This window comes from Arthrobacter sp. Ha26 (assembly GCF_059091705.1).
The window spans coordinates 1,031,842-1,047,884 of record NZ_JBNHGX010000001.1 but is presented as its reverse complement, the minus strand read 5'-3'; the positions used below and the strand labels follow the sequence as shown (position 1 = coordinate 1,047,884).

At 65.9% G+C, this 16,043-nt stretch carries 13 protein-coding genes; 5 read left to right on the top strand and 8 right to left on the bottom strand.

Going from position 1 to position 16,043, the window contains the following annotated elements; all coding sequences use genetic code 11:
• Nucleotides 1-28: 28 nt before the first annotated feature.
• Nucleotides 29-1,942, bottom strand: a complete 1,914-nt coding sequence (locus AC5RVY_RS05000; protein ID WP_493953576.1) for an amylosucrase — start codon at nt 1,940-1,942, stop codon at nt 29-31.
• Nucleotides 1,943-2,217: 275 nt separating this feature from the next.
• Here AC5RVY_RS05000 and AC5RVY_RS04995 point away from each other — a divergent pair, with 275 nt between their 5' ends.
• Nucleotides 2,218-3,693 (top strand): APC family permease, encoded by a 1,476-nt coding sequence (locus AC5RVY_RS04995; RefSeq protein ID WP_493953575.1) that lies wholly within the window; start codon nt 2,218-2,220, stop codon nt 3,691-3,693.
• Here the strand turns inward: AC5RVY_RS04995 and AC5RVY_RS04990 are convergent.
• Complete coding sequence (locus AC5RVY_RS04990; protein WP_493953574.1) at nt 3,690-4,376, bottom strand: AmiS/UreI family transporter; 687 nt, start codon at nt 4,374-4,376, stop codon at nt 3,690-3,692. The two genes, AC5RVY_RS04995 and AC5RVY_RS04990, sit on opposite strands and share 4 nt — an antisense overlap.
• 197 nt (nt 4,377-4,573) lie before the next feature.
• Between AC5RVY_RS04990 and gdhA the strand changes: the two genes are divergently transcribed.
• The gene (gene gdhA / locus AC5RVY_RS04985) at nt 4,574-5,911 is read left to right on the top strand and encodes an NADP-specific glutamate dehydrogenase (protein WP_493953573.1); all 1,338 of its coding nucleotides are present in this window, start codon (nt 4,574-4,576) and stop codon (nt 5,909-5,911) included.
• 42 nt (nt 5,912-5,953) lie between these two features.
• Here gdhA and AC5RVY_RS04980 read toward each other — a convergent pair whose 3' ends face one another.
• The 3 genes from AC5RVY_RS04980 to AC5RVY_RS04970 all read right to left on the bottom strand — a co-directional run bounded on the left by AC5RVY_RS04980 (nt 5,954) and on the right by AC5RVY_RS04970 (nt 8,819).
• Nucleotides 5,954-6,985: an AraC-like ligand-binding domain-containing protein gene (locus AC5RVY_RS04980; RefSeq protein WP_493953572.1), complete on the bottom strand. Its 1,032-nt coding sequence runs from the start codon at nt 6,983-6,985 to the stop codon at nt 5,954-5,956.
• 122 nt (nt 6,986-7,107) lie between these two features.
• Nucleotides 7,108-8,220, bottom strand: a complete 1,113-nt coding sequence (locus tag AC5RVY_RS04975) for an alanine racemase (protein WP_493953571.1) — start codon at nt 8,218-8,220, stop codon at nt 7,108-7,110.
• Entirely contained in the window at nt 8,217-8,819 is a 603-nt protein-coding gene (locus AC5RVY_RS04970) for a TetR/AcrR family transcriptional regulator (protein WP_493953570.1), read from the bottom strand. Before AC5RVY_RS04970 ends, AC5RVY_RS04975 begins: the two co-directional genes overlap by 4 nt.
• Nucleotides 8,820-8,942: 123 nt before the next feature.
• Here AC5RVY_RS04970 and AC5RVY_RS04965 point away from each other — a divergent pair, with 123 nt between their 5' ends.
• Together AC5RVY_RS04965 and AC5RVY_RS04960 are read left to right on the top strand one after the other, a co-directional pair.
• Complete coding sequence (locus AC5RVY_RS04965) at nt 8,943-10,904, top strand: primary-amine oxidase (protein WP_493953569.1); 1,962 nt, start codon at nt 8,943-8,945, stop codon at nt 10,902-10,904.
• Nucleotides 10,888-11,391 (top strand): hypothetical protein, encoded by a 504-nt coding sequence (locus AC5RVY_RS04960; RefSeq protein ID WP_493953568.1) that lies wholly within the window; start codon nt 10,888-10,890, stop codon nt 11,389-11,391. Before AC5RVY_RS04965 ends, AC5RVY_RS04960 begins: the two co-directional genes overlap by 17 nt.
• Here AC5RVY_RS04960 and AC5RVY_RS04955 read toward each other — a convergent pair.
• The 3 genes from AC5RVY_RS04955 to AC5RVY_RS04945 all read right to left on the bottom strand — a co-directional run bounded on the left by AC5RVY_RS04955 (nt 11,388) and on the right by AC5RVY_RS04945 (nt 14,392).
• Complete coding sequence (locus AC5RVY_RS04955) at nt 11,388-12,137, bottom strand: ThuA domain-containing protein (protein WP_493953567.1); 750 nt, start codon at nt 12,135-12,137, stop codon at nt 11,388-11,390. The genes AC5RVY_RS04960 and AC5RVY_RS04955 overlap by 4 nt on opposite strands.
• Nucleotides 12,137-13,273 (bottom strand): Gfo/Idh/MocA family protein, encoded by a 1,137-nt coding sequence (locus tag AC5RVY_RS04950; RefSeq protein ID WP_493953566.1) that lies wholly within the window; start codon nt 13,271-13,273, stop codon nt 12,137-12,139. Before AC5RVY_RS04950 ends, AC5RVY_RS04955 begins: the two co-directional genes overlap by 1 nt.
• 120 nt (nt 13,274-13,393) lie before the next feature.
• A complete protein-coding gene (locus AC5RVY_RS04945; RefSeq protein ID WP_493953565.1) occupies nt 13,394-14,392 on the bottom strand; it encodes a LacI family DNA-binding transcriptional regulator in 999 nt (332 codons plus the stop codon).
• Between the two features lie 351 nt (nt 14,393-14,743).
• On the opposite strand from AC5RVY_RS04945, the gene AC5RVY_RS04940 reads away from it, so the two are divergent.
• Entirely contained in the window at nt 14,744-16,033 is a 1,290-nt protein-coding gene (locus AC5RVY_RS04940; RefSeq protein ID WP_493953564.1) for an ammonium transporter, read from the top strand.
• The last annotated feature ends 10 nt before the right edge of the window (nt 16,034-16,043 follow it).

Here is a 16,043-nt window from a genome sequence, read left to right as displayed (position 1 = left end):
GGTCCGTTGGGAAAACGGACCTCCGATGCTACACCGGCGTGACGCGCAGCCAGAGGTACTGGCGCGGGAGCAGCGTCACGCCCTCATGCAGCTGCAGCGCCGCTTCGGAGAGGAGGTCGACGGCGGCGGTTGCGTATCCGGAGAAGGTTCCGGCGGGCAGGGTCTGGGGATGGTCGCTGAAGTTGGCCAGCGCCAGGACCGTTGATTCCGGGCCTGATGGATCGCGCCTGCCGGGCCGCTGGTAGGCCAGGACGCCGCGGTTGTTGGTGGCAAAGTCCACCAGCCTGGTGCCCGCCAGTTCGGGAGTGGCTCCACGGACGTCGATCATCCGCTTCAGCCCCGCATAGACGGCGCCTTCGGGAGTGGAAGGATCATGGCGGCGGGCATACTGTTCGACAGGATAGCGCGGCCGGTGGACCCAGCGGCTGTCCGCCTCGTGTCCCGGTTCCGAGGCATAGCTGTAGTCGTTGACCTGGCCCACCTCGTCGCCCAGGTACAGCAGGGGAATGCCTCCGGTGCTGAAGGCCACCGAGTGGGCCAGGAGGATCCGCTCCACAGCCTCTGCGGGTTCAACCTCCATGCCGCACAGGGACGCTGTCGTGCCGGAAATCCTGCAGTCACCCGTCTTGGGATTGTCCTGGAAAGGCACGCCGCGGGCGAAGCTGCCGGGGAACCGGTTGACGTAAAAGGAGTTCAGGAAGCGGCGGTGGTTGAAGCCGTCAATGCCCAGCTCGGCCGCGTCCTCGTCGGCGAAGGTCCAGCCGATGTCGTCATGGCTGCGGACGTAGTTCACCCAGGAAGTGCCGTCCGGGATGTTGTGCCGGCGCTGCAGCGCCTGGGCCAGGAGCGAAACATCGCGGGTGGCCAACGACTCCCAAATGAGCGCCATCTGCAGCGGGTTGTAGGAGATCTGGCACTCAGCCGGATCGATGTAGCGGGCCACCTCGTCCGGGTGCACGATGGCTTCGGACTTGAACAGCAGGGACGGCGCCGCCAGCCGGCACACCGCGTTGAAGGCCTGCAGCAGCGTATGGGCCTCGGGCAGGTTTTCGCAGGGCGTTCCCAGCTGTTTCCAGATGAAGGCCACGGCGTCCATGCGCAGGATGTCCACACCTTGGTTGGCCAGGAACAGCATCTCCCCGGCCATGGCGCGGAAAACTTCCGGGTTGGAGTAGTTCAGGTCCCATTGGTAGGTGTGGAATGTTGCCCAGACCCAGCGGCCGTCCTCCATCTGGATGAAGGACCCCGCGTGGTTCTCGGGGAAAATCTCCCGGACGTCCTGCTCGAAGGCGTCCGGCATGGTGCGGTCCGGGAAAATCCAGTAGTAGCCGCTGTACTCCGGATCTCCGGCGGCCGCCTTACGCGCCCACTCGTGCTCATCGGAGGTGTGGTTGAAGATGAAGTCCACCACCAGGCTGATCCCGTTGGCTTTCAGTTCGGCGGCGAGGTCGCGCAATTGCTCCATAGTGCCCAGTTTCGGGTTGACCTCCCGGTAGCTGGAGACCGCATAGCCACCGTCGGAGTGGGGCTCCGGTGCCAGGAACAGCGGCATGAGGTGCAGGTACGTCAGGCCCAATTCTTTGAAGTACGGAATGCGGCTGCGTACTCCTTCCAGGCTTTCGGCGTACCGGTCCACGTAGCAGACCCCGCCCAGCATGTTGCCGGCCAGGAACCAGCCGGAGTCCGCTTCCCGCTCCGCGTCGATCGCCTTCAACCCGGCCGGGCGTTCCTGCCAGAAGCGGGCGCTCTGCAGGACCAGTGCGGTGAGCTGGTCCAGCCAGTCCTCGCGTGAGCCGTAGAGGGAATGGAAGAGGCGGACGAGGTCCGGAAGATGCCGGTCGAGCCGACGCCGAAAGTCAGGTCCGGCGTCCATGCCAGCCTTGGCAAGGGCCTCGACGACGTGCTGCCGCGCCGTTTCATCCACACCGACGAATTCCTGCATGAAGGGACCCCTCCCGACCTTCGGCCGGCGGATCCGGCAGTGACTGTTACGGCAGTATGCCACGGAGGGGGCATGTCAGGTGGCGGCGCCAGCCCGTGCCGGGCCGGGATCGCGTCAGGGTTCTTCCCGCCTGACCGCCACGTTGCGCTCACGGACAACAACTGATCGCTGCCAGACAAAACCATCAGGCCCGCCTGCTGCCATGCTGATTTCAATGGTGCACGGACTGATCACCCCCACCTCTTCCAACGCTCATGACCGTTAAGAAGGATCCAATGAGTATTTCGAGTTCCGAGTCCCGGACCGCCGACGCAAGCCCCGCAAAGGAGCACTCCACCGCCCTCCGTGCCGGCAGCATCGGCGTTATGGGAATCCTGTTCTTCGTTCTGTCCGCCCAGGCGCCCCTGACGGGGATCGCCGGTGCGTCACCCCTGGCTGCTGCGCTCGGCAACGGTGCCGGCGCCCCGGGCGCCTACCTGATTGTCGGCGTCATTATTGTCATCTTCGCCGTGGGATTCGTGGCCATGAGCCGCAGGATCCAGGCCAACGGCGCATTTTATGCATACGTGACGGCGGCGTTCGGCCGAAAGACCGGAGCGGGCGCAGCCTGGCTTGCCCTGCTGGCCTACAGCACGGTGCAGGCCGCGATGTACGGGCTGTATGGTGCGGCATTCTCCGGGTTGTTGGCTTCGGTTGGCGTCGGCGTCCCCTGGTGGCTGCTGGCGCTGGCCACGATGGCGGGTGTCCGGGTGCTGGGTTCGCTTAATATTGAGGTCGGCGCGAAGGTCCTGGCCCTGCTCGTGGGGCTCGAAGTGGCTGTCCTGCTGATGTTCGGCTTCACGGTGCTGTTCAGCGGCGGCGGTCCGGAGGGAATCAGCATCGCGGCGTCCTTCTCCCCTGAAGCCATCGCTGCGGGGGCCCCGGGCGTAGCCATCATGTTTGCCGTGGCCTCCATGTTCGGCTTCGAGTCCACGGCCATCTATTCGGCCGAAGCCAAGGACGCCGACCGCACCGTAGCGCGGGCCACCTACCTTTCAGTGGCCGTGATCGCCGTCTTTTTCTCCTTTATCTCCTGGATGTTGGTCAGCTACTACGGCGCCACCCGGGTCATGGACGCCGCCGGTGCAGCACTGGAATCAGGCGACTCCACCAGCTTTGTGCTGGCTCCCATGGTGGAACTGTTCGGACCATGGGCCGGTATCGCCACAGGCATCCTGCTGGTGACATCCCTGCTCGCGGGCATCATCGCCTTCCACAACGGCATCAACCGCTACCTCCACTCGCTGGCGCTCCAAGGCTCCATGCCGGCCGTCCTGGCCCGGACCAACCGGCACCGTGCACCTGCTGCAGCTGCCCGGATCCAGACCGCCACCGCCGTCGGACTGGTGGTTCCCTTCGCCCTGCTCGCACTGGACCCCGTCCTCACCCTGTTTTCCTGGTTCAGCGGAGTCGCTGTGGCCGCGCTCCTGGTGCTGTACATCCTCTGTTCGGTGGCTGTAGTGGGCTTTTTCCGGCGCGAACGGGTGGCAGGCCAGGTGTGGCAGACCCTCCTGGCGCCCGCCCTTGCCACCCTGCTGCTGGCGTGGGTGCTGTCCCTGGTGATCAGCAACTTCACTGCATTGATCGGAGGCAGCGCGGAAACGGCCGCGGCCCTGCTGGCGGCTGTCCCGGTGATGTTCGCCGCCGGGGTCCTCGTGGAGGCCCGAATCGAGCGGCGGCAGCGGTTCCACAGCCTGGGGCACGCCCGCTAACGCGCAACTTCCTCTGCCGGGTACTCAGCCAAACCGGCGGGAGAACCACCGGCGGCCTGGCCGGATGCACCTGCATCCGGGCAGGCCGTTCCGCGTGGGGCCCGGGTCCGCCGGGCCAGGACGCTGGCGGCGACGAACAACCCCGCCAGTAACACTGCCGCACCGGCAGCAACCGGGGGGCTGCGCGGCCATAGCCCGGCCAGCCCCAAAAAGGCCGGAACCGTGGCGGTCACCTGGCTGGCGAGGACAAGCGCCCAGCCGGTGAACCGGTCCACGTGGGCCAGGCCCAGGGCCATCGATACGAAAAGCAGCGCCCACAGTGCCGACCAGCACAGCCAAAGGACGGACAGCACGGGGTCGTCCCGAAGCCATGCCGCTGAAAGGAGCAGCCCGACAACCGCCACCATGCCGCAGAACCAGCCCAGCCCCCTGGAGCCGAGGCCAAGCACGGTGTCCAGTCCCACATACGCGTATGTCAGGCCAAACAGGACCATGCCGGCCGCACCCATCAGTATGGTGGTGCCGCCTCCCGCACTCATGAGGTATCCCGTGGCGAGTGCGAGCTGGACGCATCCCACCAGCAGGCTAAGTACCCCGGCGTCCCGACGGGGTAGATGCCCCAGCGTTGCCAGGCCGTTGACCAGGAGCGGGGCGCCAGAGAGAAGGAGGCAGATATACGGCATCAGGAGGCCTCCCGGCAGTGGGAAGCATCCACTACCGCTTCCGTAAAGTGAAATTTTGCTGTCACAATACGGAGAATAGCGGAAGCGGACATGCTCTTCTAACAGTCTGCAGTCGCAATCGGATAAGTTGAAATGTAAACCTTCTGGGACTGCCGCCTCCGTGGCCGCCCCATGCCCGGCCACGTAAGGAAGAATTCATGGATGCACGGTTGACGGCCATCAGGGATACAGTCCTCGCCCGGAACCCTGGTGAGGCGGAATTCCACCAAGCCATCACTGAGGTCTTCGAAAGCCTCGGACCGGTCCACGACCGCCACCCCGAATTCCTCGAAGCAGCCATCCTTGAACGGCTCTGCGAACCCGAGCGGCAGATCATTTTCCGCGTCCCCTGGACTGATGATTACGGCAGGGTGCAGATCAACCGCGGCTTCCGGGTGGAATTCAACTCGGCGCTGGGGCCGTACAAAGGCGGGCTGCGGTTCCACCCCTCAGTGAACCTGGGCATCGTAAAGTTCCTCGGCTTTGAACAGATCTTCAAAAACGCACTGACCGGCATGCCCATCGGCGGCGGCAAGGGCGGCTCGGACTTCGACCCCCGCGGACGCAGCGACGCCGAGGTGATGCGGTTCTGCCAGTCCTTTATGACAGAGCTCTACCGCCATATTGGCGAGTACACCGACGTTCCAGCCGGGGACATCGGCGTGGGCGGCCGCGAAATCGGCTACCTCTTCGGCCAGTACAAGCGCATCACCAACCGCTATGAATCCGGCGTGCTCACCGGCAAGGGGATCTCCTGGGGCGGCTCCCTGGTGCGGCCGGAAGCCACCGGGTTCGGGACAGTCATCTTCACCAGCGAGATGCTCAAGACCCGCGGGCTCTCCTTTGATGGGCAGCGCGTGGTGGTGTCCGGTTCCGGAAATGTGGCCATCAATGCCATCGCCAAAGCTGAGGCCCTGGGCGCCACGGTGGTGGCCTGCTCGGACTCCAGCGGCTACATCGTGGACGAAGCCGGGATCGACGTTCCGCTGCTGCGCCAGGTCAAGGAAGTGGAGCGCGCCCGGCTCAAGGAGTACGGCGTCCGCAGGCCGGGCGCCAGCTATATCGACGGCGGTTCCGTCTGGGATGCCGGCGCCACCGTGGCACTGCCGTGCGCCACCCAGAACGAGCTCGACGGCGCCGCTGCCGCCGCCCTGGTGCGGGGCGGCCTGCTCGCCGTGGGTGAAGGGGCCAATATGCCGAGCACTCCCGACGCCGTCGCCGTCTTCCAGCAGGCAGGCGTCCTTTTCGCCCCGGGCAAGGCAGCCAACGCCGGGGGAGTTGCCACCTCCGCACTGGAGATGCAGCAGAATGCCAGCCGGGACTCCTGGTCCTTTGAACACACCGAACAGCGGCTGACGGACATCATGGTGGGAATCCATGACCTGTGCGCGGCCACCGCGGAGGAATACGGCGCACCCGGCGACTACGTCCTCGGCGCCAACATCGGAGGCTTTGTAAAAGTTGCCGACGCCATGCTGGCGCAGGGACTGATCTAAGCCGCCCGCCGTCGTACGCCCCTGGCCCCCGCGTAGCTGATGTCAGGCCTGGCGGCGCCAGTCAGTGGGGGACAAACCGAAAGCGTCACGGAAGGTGCGGCTGAAGTGGGCTGCATCAAGGAAGCCCCAGGCCGCAGCCACCGCGCTGACGGACTTTCCGGCGTGCAGGGGATCCCGCAGGTCGCGGCGTGCGCCATCAAGGCGCTGGCTCCGGATCCAGCTGGCCACGGTGATGCCGGATTCGTGGAAGACGTTGTGGAGGTGCCTCGTTGAAATGAAATGTGCGGCCGCGATGCTCGCCGGAGACAGCAGCGGATCGGATAGATTGGCCTCGATGTATTCGCGGACCGACGCAGCCAGCAATGCCTGCGGCTTCATCCGGTCCGGGGCGATGTCCATTTCAGAATGCAGCATGGTGGACACCAGGTCCAGGGCGTTGGCGGCCAGCCGTGAACCGCTGGGGCCGCTGAGGACGTCAAGGTTTTGGGAGAGCTGGCGGATGAACTGTCCCACGATGCCGCTGAGGCCTGTATTGCCGGCCATCCTCACGGCGGAGAGCTGGCCAACGTAGTCCGTAGGCAGCGCGAGGGCATCGCAGGGGAACATCACCACCATCATCCGGGCCCGTTCTTCGAAGGCCAGGGTATAGGGGCGGTTGGTGTCATAGATGGCCAGATCGCCGGGCTGGAGGAGCGCTTCGCGGTTGTCCTGGATTAACAGGCCGGTGCCCTCGAGCTGGAGGTTGAGCTTAAAGTAGCGCTGGCCGGCCTGGGCAATGAGTGCCGGGGTGCGATGGACATCATGGGATGTGGCAGTGACTTCTACAATGGACATCCGGTCCAGCACCCTCGAGCGCAGCTGACCGCGGAACCCATCCACGTCTGCCGTGCGGGCCGTGAGCGGCACAAAGGACTCGGCAACCAGGTGCTTCCAGTCATCAAAGGTCCGGGCAACGCTGGTGGTGACGTCCTGGCCGGCGCGGGGATCGTGGACTGACGGACTGCTTGCTGCACGGTGTACCGAGGTGGGGTGTGCCGAGGTGCGGTGTGCTGCGGGAGCGGTTGCTGCTGGCATGGTGTTCCTGTCGACGGCGGCCATCTGACGTTCCCCGGGACTGTGTCCGGGAACACAGTCCTCAAAGGGTAGCGCCGGGCGGCATCTTTTTTCAACGGTTGGCGAAAAAAGAATTTCCCTCGCTACTTGTTCTTCCCCCGGGCTGCCACAACCCAGCGGTCCACAAGCTCCCCCTGGCTTACCACGGCGACGTCGTCCACGAGGTTGACGGCAAGGCATACGTGGTTGGGGACCACCCGGAGCCTCGTGCCCACTGGGGGCGGTGGACCGTCGTCGTGCCATTCCACCGTGGCGTGGTGTTCGGACAGTGCTGTGATCCTTGCGCCGAGGTGGTCCGGCAGGCGGCCGAATCCGGTGGCCCAGGCGGGCCGGTCGCTGCCCAGGATCTTGCTCCCGGCGTCGAGGATAAAACGCGGCAGGGTACCCGGAGCGGTGCTGTGGTGGCTGACCACGGTGGCTGCAACGGTCAGTGCGATCTCTTCCAGTGCGCAACGGCCCAGCTCCAGCTGCTGGGCATCGCCGAACACGTAGACGCCGGGGCGTACTTCGGTGGCGGCGGAGGATGCGGTGAGGAGTGCCGTCGGAGTGGACCCTCCGCTTCGCACGGCTGCCTCGAAGCCTGCCGCGCCCAGCGCTTCAGCTGCCTGCTTCAGGGCATCCTGCTCCTGGGCCGCGGCTTCGGCAGGCATCCCGGGGGCATAGCTGTGACCGGGAAAGGTGAAGACCCCTGCCACCTTGAGGCCGGCGCCGGATGCGGCCCGGGCAACGGCTGCTGCCGCTTCGGGGCGCACGCCGCTGCGGTGGTGGCCGCTGTCGATCTCCACCAGCACGTTGAACTCCCCGGCCGCGCCGCCAAGGCCTGCACCCAGCGCTGAGGCTCCGGCCGCCGAGTCCACCCCTACTGAAATTTTCGCGGTTGCCGCCAGCCGCCGCAGGCGCCCGGCCTTGTGCGGCGAGGCCCACAAGGGGTAAGCGATGAAGAGGTCTTCCACTCCGGCCGCGGCGAACACTTCCGCCTCGCCGATGGAGGCCACGGTCAGCCCAGCCGCCCCCGCCGCAAGCTGGCGGGCGGCGATCTCCGGGATCTTGTGGGTCTTGGCATGCGGGCGCAGGACGAGCCCCTTCTCCTGTACGGCTGCGGCCATCCGCGCGATGTTCCGGTCCAGGATGTCAACGTCCACCAGGACGTCCGGGGTGTCGATGCCGGCGGGAATGGCCAGGGGAATGTTCCTCATCGGCGCGGCGGCTGGCTCAGCAGGGCGAGGAAGCCCTCGAGCTGTCGGCGGTGTCCGAACTCCGTACGGCCTGCAGGAGCCAGGGCTGCCTCGATCTGCGCGCCCAGCAGCATGTTCAGGAGCTGGCCGGCCAGGTCGTCGTCGTCGACGGCGGTACTCACGTCGCCTGCGTCCCGCGCCTCCGCGAGGTAGCGCCGGATGGAGTGGAGCCACTCCTCCATCGACTGCTGATGGATCAAAGCCTTTTGCGCATCGTTGACGGCTCTCTGCCAGAAGGGGATCACGATCCGCGCCTCGTTGATGCGCTCCTCATCGAGGGGAAGCACCTCAAGGCAAAACGAGCGCAGCGCCCTCATGCCGGTCTGGCCGGCGGTAACCCCGGCAATCCGCTGGTTGGTCCGGTTGAAGACGTGGCTGAAGGCAAATTCGAGCAAGGTGTCCTTGGTGGGAAAGTAGGGCTTGAGGGCGCCGTTGGCGAAGCCCGCTTCCATTGCAATCTCGCGCATCGTGGCACCTTCCAGGCCATTGCGGGCGATGATCCGCCACGTGGCATCCACCAGTTCCAGGCGCCGCTCGTTATGGTCGACAATCTTTGGCACCGCAGCTTCTCCCCGGAAATATTTTGCCCAAACCCCTTGTGAGCCATCTTACGTTCAGCTTATTCTCTACACCTATAGAAAATAAACCGGCTGACCCGAAACGGTCCGACCAAAGGTTCCACCATGACGACTGCCCCCGTTGACACAGCATCAGCCTTCCGCCTTGCCACCGCAGCCGAGATCCTCGAGGTCCGGTCCCTCCTGCAGTCCGAAGGCCTCCTTGGCCCGCAGCACCGGATTGCCTACCTGGGCCTGCTGGATCCGCCCAGGGGAGCAGTGGTGGCCGAAGCCGGCACGAACCAGCAGGAGGACCGGCGCTTCCGCGTCTTTCTCCACGACGTCTCCGGGGCTGCGCCACGCGACCTCATCGTCTCCCTTACGCACCAAAAGGTGGAATCCGCCGTCGTACTCGACACCGCGGTGACCGGCGAACTTCCCGTCCTTGAGGAGGAGTTCGAGGTGGTGGAGGCGCTGCTCGCCACCGACCAGCGCTGGCTGGACGCCCTTGGCGCCAGGGAACTCGACGTGGCAAAGGTGCGGGTGGCGCCCCTGTCCGCCGGGGTGTTCGAATACGCAGGGGAGAAGGGCCGGCGCATCCTCCGCGGCCTGGCTTTCGTCCAGGATTTTCCCGAGGACAGTGCCTGGGCCCACCCTGTGGACGGGCTGGTGGCGTACGTGGATGTGGTGGGCAGGGAAGTCACCCAGGTGATCGACCTCGGTGTGATGCCCATCCCGGCGGAGCACGGCAACTACACGGACCCGGAACTGACCGGCCCGCTGCGGACCACGCAGAAGCCCCTCAGCATCACCCAGCCCGAAGGTCCAAGCTTCGCCGTCACCGGCGGCAACCATGTGGAGTGGGAGAAGTGGAGCGTGGACGTGGGTTTTGATGTCCGCGAGGGTGTGGTGCTGCATAACCTGTCCTTTCGCGACGGCGACCGGCTGCGTCCCATCATCAACCGCGCGTCGATCGCGGAGATGGTGGTTCCGTACGGCGACCCGTCGCCCATCCGGTCCTGGCAGAACTACTTCGACACCGGCGAATACCTCGTGGGCCAGTACGCCAACTCGCTTGAACTGGGCTGTGACTGCCTGGGCGATATCACCTACCTCAGCCCCGTCATCTCCGACGCCTTCGGCAACCCTCGGGAAATCCGCAACGGCATCTGCATGCACGAGGAGGACTGGGGCATCCTCTCCAAACACTCCGACCTCTGGACCGGAATCAACTACACCCGACGCAACCGCAGGCTGGTCATCTCCTTCTTCACCACCATCGGCAACTACGACTACGGCTTCTACTGGTACCTCTACCTGGACGGCACCATCGAGTTCGAGGCGAAGGCAACCGGCGTGGTCTTCACATCCGCCTTCCCCGAGGGTGGCTCGGACAACATCTCCCAGCTCGCCCCGGGCCTGGGCGCGCCCTTCCACCAGCACCTCTTCAGCGCCCGGCTGGACATGGCCGTCGACGGGTTCACCAACCGCGTGGAAGAAGAGGACGTGGTCCGGCAGCCGATGGGACCAGGGAATGAGCGCGGCAACGCCTTCTCCCGCAAGCGCACTGTGCTGGCCCGTGAATCCGAAGCAGTCCGCGAAGCTGACGCAAGGGCGGGCCGCACCTGGATCATTTCCAACCCAGAATCCCGCAACCGGCTGGGCGAGCCTGTGGGTTACAAGCTCCATTCCCAGAACCAGCCCACGCTGCTCGCGGACCCGGAATCGTCCATCGCACGGCGCGCAGCCTTCGCCACCAAGGACCTGTGGGTCACCCGGTACGCGGAAAACGAGCTCTACCCCACCGGCGACTTCGTCAACCAGCACTCCGGCGGAGCTGGCCTGCCCGCGTATGTGGCGCAGGACCGCGCAATCGACGGCCAGGACATCGTGCTCTGGCACACCTTCGGCCTCACCCACTTCCCCCGGGTGGAGGACTGGCCCATCATGCCCGTGGACACGGTGGGCTTCAAGCTGCGCCCGGAAGGCTTCTTCGACCGCAGTCCGGTGCTGGACGTGCCCGCCAATCCGAACCAGCAGGCCGCCGCCTGCCACAGCGAGGGCAGCGCCGGTGGCTCCTGCCATTAGCACCGCGGCAGGCATCGTCTCCAGCGTGCGGGGAGGGCCGACGACGGCGGGACGGGTACGTGCCGGCGGTCCCGTACTGCATCCCCGCGCCTGCGCCGTGGTCACCGCAGCTTCGTGCGCTGCGCACCTGTGGTTGGCCGCAACCGGACGCCATGGCATGTGGCTGGGCGTCCTGATGGTGGCGCTCGCGGCAGTCTGCGTGCCGTGCACGGTCCATATCTGGCGGCACAGCAGGGTGGACGCGCTGCATCAGGTGGCCCTCTCTGCGTTGGCGATGGTGGCCCTGCATACGGTGCTGCTGCTCGGCGCGGGAGGTGCCGGGCACGTCCACGGCGGCAGGCCGGCGTCGTCCGCTCTTGCAAGCCAGACGGGCAGCGGCCAGCTGCTGCTCGTCATCGGACTGGAACTGGCCACGGCGCTGCTGGCTGCCTCACTCGTGGCGCGGCTGCGGGAGGCGCACCGCCCTGCCGCACCCGACCTTTCCTAGCCCTGGCCGAACCAGTCCCGGGCAGGGTTGGTGACTTCCGGCGCCGCGCGGCGCAGCCCGGGTTGGGCCGCCCACTTCACACCGTTGGCGAGGACCCGCTGGATCTGCGGGTGGTGGTACACCGGGTACTCCTGGTCTCCCGGGCTGAAGTAGAAGATGCGGCCCTTGCCCCGGGTGAAGGTAACGCCGGAGCGGAACACCTCGCCGCCGGCGAACGAGCTGATGAAGATCAGGTCGTCCGGGTCGGGGATGTCGAAGAGCTCGCCGTACATCTCCTGCTCGGGAATGACGATGGGGCTGTCCACACCCTCGGCGATGGGGTGCGACGGCTTCACGGTCCACACCAGTTCGCGCTCGCCGTCGTTCCGCCAGGCCAGCGAGCAGCTGGTGCCCAGCAGTTTGGTAAACACCTTCGCGAAGTGCCCCGAGTGGAGCACGATCAGTCCCATGCCGCCCAGGACGTGCCGGTGGACGCGTTCGACGACGGCGTCGCTCACCTCATGGTGGGCCATGTGCCCCCACCAGAGCAGGACATCCGTCTCGGCGAGCACCTCCTCGTCCAGGCCATGCTCATCATCGGTGGCCAGCACCGCCGTCGTGATGTCCGCGTCAGGGTAGTGGGAGCGGAGGCCCGCGGCGATGGCGCCGTGGATGCCGTCCGGATAGATGTCACCGATGTGGGATGGCTCGTTGATGGCCTCATGGACACCTTCGTTCCACACCCGGATCCTCAATTTGCCGTTCATTAGAGTCGGACCTCCTTCTGCTCCAGCGCGGACTGGTAGCACGCGTCGATGATCTGTGCGCGGTAGAGCGCCAGGGAGCCGTCATGCCCGCCCCACACTGCCTCACCGCCGCGCACTGCCGTGACGAAGTCTTCCACCACGGCGTCGTGGGCGCGCCCCGGCAGCACCGGCGGCACGTAATCGGCACTTTCGCCGTCCTTGTCCGTGAACACCCGCAGCTGGCCCACGGCCGGGAAGGGCGCGCCCTGCACCTTGAGTTCGGCGCCGCCGTCGGTCCCGTAGACGGTGAACTCCAGGAGGTCGTCCGTTTCCCGATAAGTGGCCCAGCTCGCCTCGATCAGGAGCGTTCCGCCGCCTTCCAGCCGGAGGAACGCGGAGGCGAAGTCTTCCACCTCGAACGCGTGGCTGGAGGCCAGGGCGGAGTACGCCTTCCCGCCGCCCCTTCCTTGCGGGCCCAGCTCCGAGTGGGTGGCAGCCGAGACGGCCACGACTTTCGGTTCGCCCAGCAGGTGCAGGGCGTAGTCCAGGGCGTGGACCCCGATATCCGCCAGCGGTCCGCCGCCGGCTAGCTCCGGGTTGGTGAACCAACTGCCCAGGGTGGGGATGCCGGACCGGCGCAGCCAGGATGCCTTGGCGTAGTACGGACGGCCCAGCCCGCCCGCGTCGATGACGCCCTTGAGGGCCTGGATGTCGCCGCGCCGGCGGTGGTTGAAGGCGACATCGAGGACGCGTCCGGCTTTGCGGGCCGCGTCAACCATGGCCTGGCCCTCGACCGCGTTGCGTGCAATGGGCTTTTCGCTCAGCACGTGGATTCCCCGTTCCAGGGCGGCGACGGCGATGGGTGCGTGCAGGAAGGTGGGCACTGCCACGCTGATGGCGTCCAGGCCGCCGTTGTCCAGCATGTCCTTCCAGTCGGCGAAGGCGTTGGGAATGGAGTATTCGGCCTGGAGGGAGTCGCGGAGTTCCTGTTCCATCCCGGCCAGCGACACGATGCGGACACCATCCATGTCAGCGTAGGCCTTCAGGTGCTGCTGGCCCGCCCAGCCGATACCAACGACGCCTACCCGCAGCTCCTCTGCCGGTGCTCCTTCCGGGAGGCCGGCGGGCTGCGCTGACGAATGCTGCTCGTTGTCCAAAATGATCCTTATTCGTTAGCAGGGAGAGGTGTGCCATGTGGCGGCAGCCTCTCGGCCGCGCCCGTGGAATCGATTCCAAAAAGTCTGTCAGCCGTCCCCGAGGGCTGTCAACCCCCTGTGCTAACCCCTTGTTGAATCGCGGACCACGAGCTCATGCGGGAGGAACGTGCGGCCGCGGCGGTGCTCGCCCGGCTCCGTCATCCGTTCGAAGAGCGCCGCAAAGGCCACTTTGCCCATGTCGTAGGCCGGCTGCCTGATGGTGGTCAGTTCGGGGACGCACATCTCCGCCTGGATGGAATCGTCAAAACCCGCCACCGCGATGTCCCCCGGAACCCTGAAACCTGCGTCGGTGATTTCCCGGACGCATCCGGCGGCCACGGTATCGCTGCCGCAGAATACGGCATCCGGCAGCGGGTCCAGCTGCAGGAGCCGCTTTGCGAGATGGCGCCCGGCGTGGAAGTCGAACTCGCCCTCTCCGAACAACAGATGGTCCGGTGACAAGCCTGCTTGGGCCAATGCCTGGTGGAAGCCTTCCTCCCGCAGCCGTCCGGACCGGGCCAGCCTGTTGCCAATCATCGCCAAGCGGCGGCCACCCGTTCGGATGAGGTGCTGCGTGATGTCGAAGGCGGCCTGCCGGTCGTCGATGGAAACACCAAACGCCGCCTCGGAATCAACGATTTCGCAGACCTGAACTACGCTCAACTGCCCCGCCAGGGCTTCCACCTCGGCATCGGGCATGGTGGGCGAAAACAGGACCAAGCCATCCACCGAGCCGTTGCGCAGCATGTCCACCAACTGCTGTTCACGTTCCAGGTCCCCGGACGTGGGTGCAATGAGGCTGACGTAGCCGGACATCGCGGCGGCGTCACCGAACCCGCGGAACGCTTCGCTGATCACGGGGGAGTTAAGGTTTTTGGCGAGGGCCAAAATACGCATGGTCCGGTCGCGGCGCAGGTCCCGCGCAGAAGCGAGGGGGCGGTAATTCAGCTTTCGGATGGCCCCCGCCACCTTTTCTTTGCTCGCGGCGCTGACGGCAGGACTGCCATTCAGGACGCGTGACACCGTCCCGACAGATACTCCTGCCGTTTTGGCGACGTCCTGCACTGTCGCTCGCGCCATGCCCCTGTCCTTCCGCGGCCAATGACCAGGCCCCGTCCCATGCCCGTGCCGTGCTGCCTCCGGGTTTTCCCCAGCATAGCCGCGTGCCCGCGATGGAAGCGGCGCTTGCCCCGCGGCTGTCGTACTCCACCCACCTGCGCTGCAATCAGTGGGACTGCTGAAACTCAGGCGTGAATAACTTAAACCATCATTTAACACCCCCGAAACCTAGCCAAAAGTGGGCGCCATACAGTGGGAGCACGACGGCAAAAGCCGCCCTCCTTGAACGTGGAATCTACCCCGCGTCCCTCCTTCGGAGCGGCTCTGACGGCAACTTACCGTTCTCTCTTCGCATCACGAAAGGGGTTTCCCATGGATTCGGGAAATGTCGCTTGGATTTTGGCCAGCTCCGCGCTGGTCTGCATGATGATTCCCGCCCTGGCCCTGTTTTACGGGGGAATGGTGGGCTCGCGCCGCATCCTCAACATGATGATGATGTGCTTTGGCGGTGCCAGCCTGGTGGCCGTCCTCTGGGCTCTCTTCGGCTACTCAATGGCCTTCGGAAACTCCGTATCCGGGATGGGACTGATCGGTGACGTTACGGAATTCCCGGGCATGGGGCAGCTGCTGGCCGCGGATGACGAGGCGTCCATCCCGGTGATCCTGTTCGCAGCCTTCCAGCTCTTCTTCGCCTGTGTCACCACGGCCCTGGTTGCGGGAGCCGCTGCCGGCCGCATGAAGTTCGGCGCGTGGATGCTGTTCGCCGGCATCTGGGCCACCATTGTCTACTTCCCCATCGCGCACTGGGTATTCGCCTTCTCCTCGGCCGACGGCAGCGTGACGGGCGGCTGGATCGCCAACGGCATCAAGGCCATCGACTTCGCCGGCGGCACGGCGGTGCACATGAACGCCGGCGCTGCCGCCCTGGCCCTGGCACTGGTCCTCGGCAAGAGCTCGGGCTGGCCGAAGATGGAACACACCAAGCCGCACAGCCGGCCACTGGTCCTCATCGGGGCAGGGCTGCTGTGGGTGGGCTGGTTCGGCTTCAACGCCGGTTCCGCACTTTCCGCTGGCCAGTCGGCGTCGGTCGTCTTCCTGAACACCGCTGTTGCGGCCTCCGCCGGGCTCCTCGCCTGGGCACTTGTTGAGCGGATCCGCCACGGAGCGGCCACCAGCATGGGGGCGGCTTCCGGCCTGATTTCGGCCCTGGTAGCCATCACGCCCGCCTGTGGTGCAGTCAGCCCGCTCGGCGCAGTCGCCATCGGTCTGATTGCCGGGGCCGTCTGCTCCCTCGCCATCGAATTGAAGTTCCGGCTCGGCTTTGACGATTCGCTCGACGTGGTCGGCGTCCACCTCGTGGGCGGCATCCTCGGAACCCTGCTGATCGGCCTGTTCGCCACGGATGCTGCACCCAACGGTGTCAGCGGCCTCTTCTATGGCGGCGGCGTCGAACTGCTGGGGGTCCAGGCGCTGGCAACCGTCTCCGTCCTGGTTTACTCCTTCGGTATCACCTGGGTCCTGGCCAAGGTCCTGGACAAAACCGTTGGGCTGCGCATCAAGCCGGAGGACGAGATGCGCGGCATCGACCTCGCTGCCCACTCGGAGCTGGCCTACCTGACAGACGAAGATCCGGTGGAGCTCGGTTCGCCGCAGCGCGCCTAGCGCGCACTAA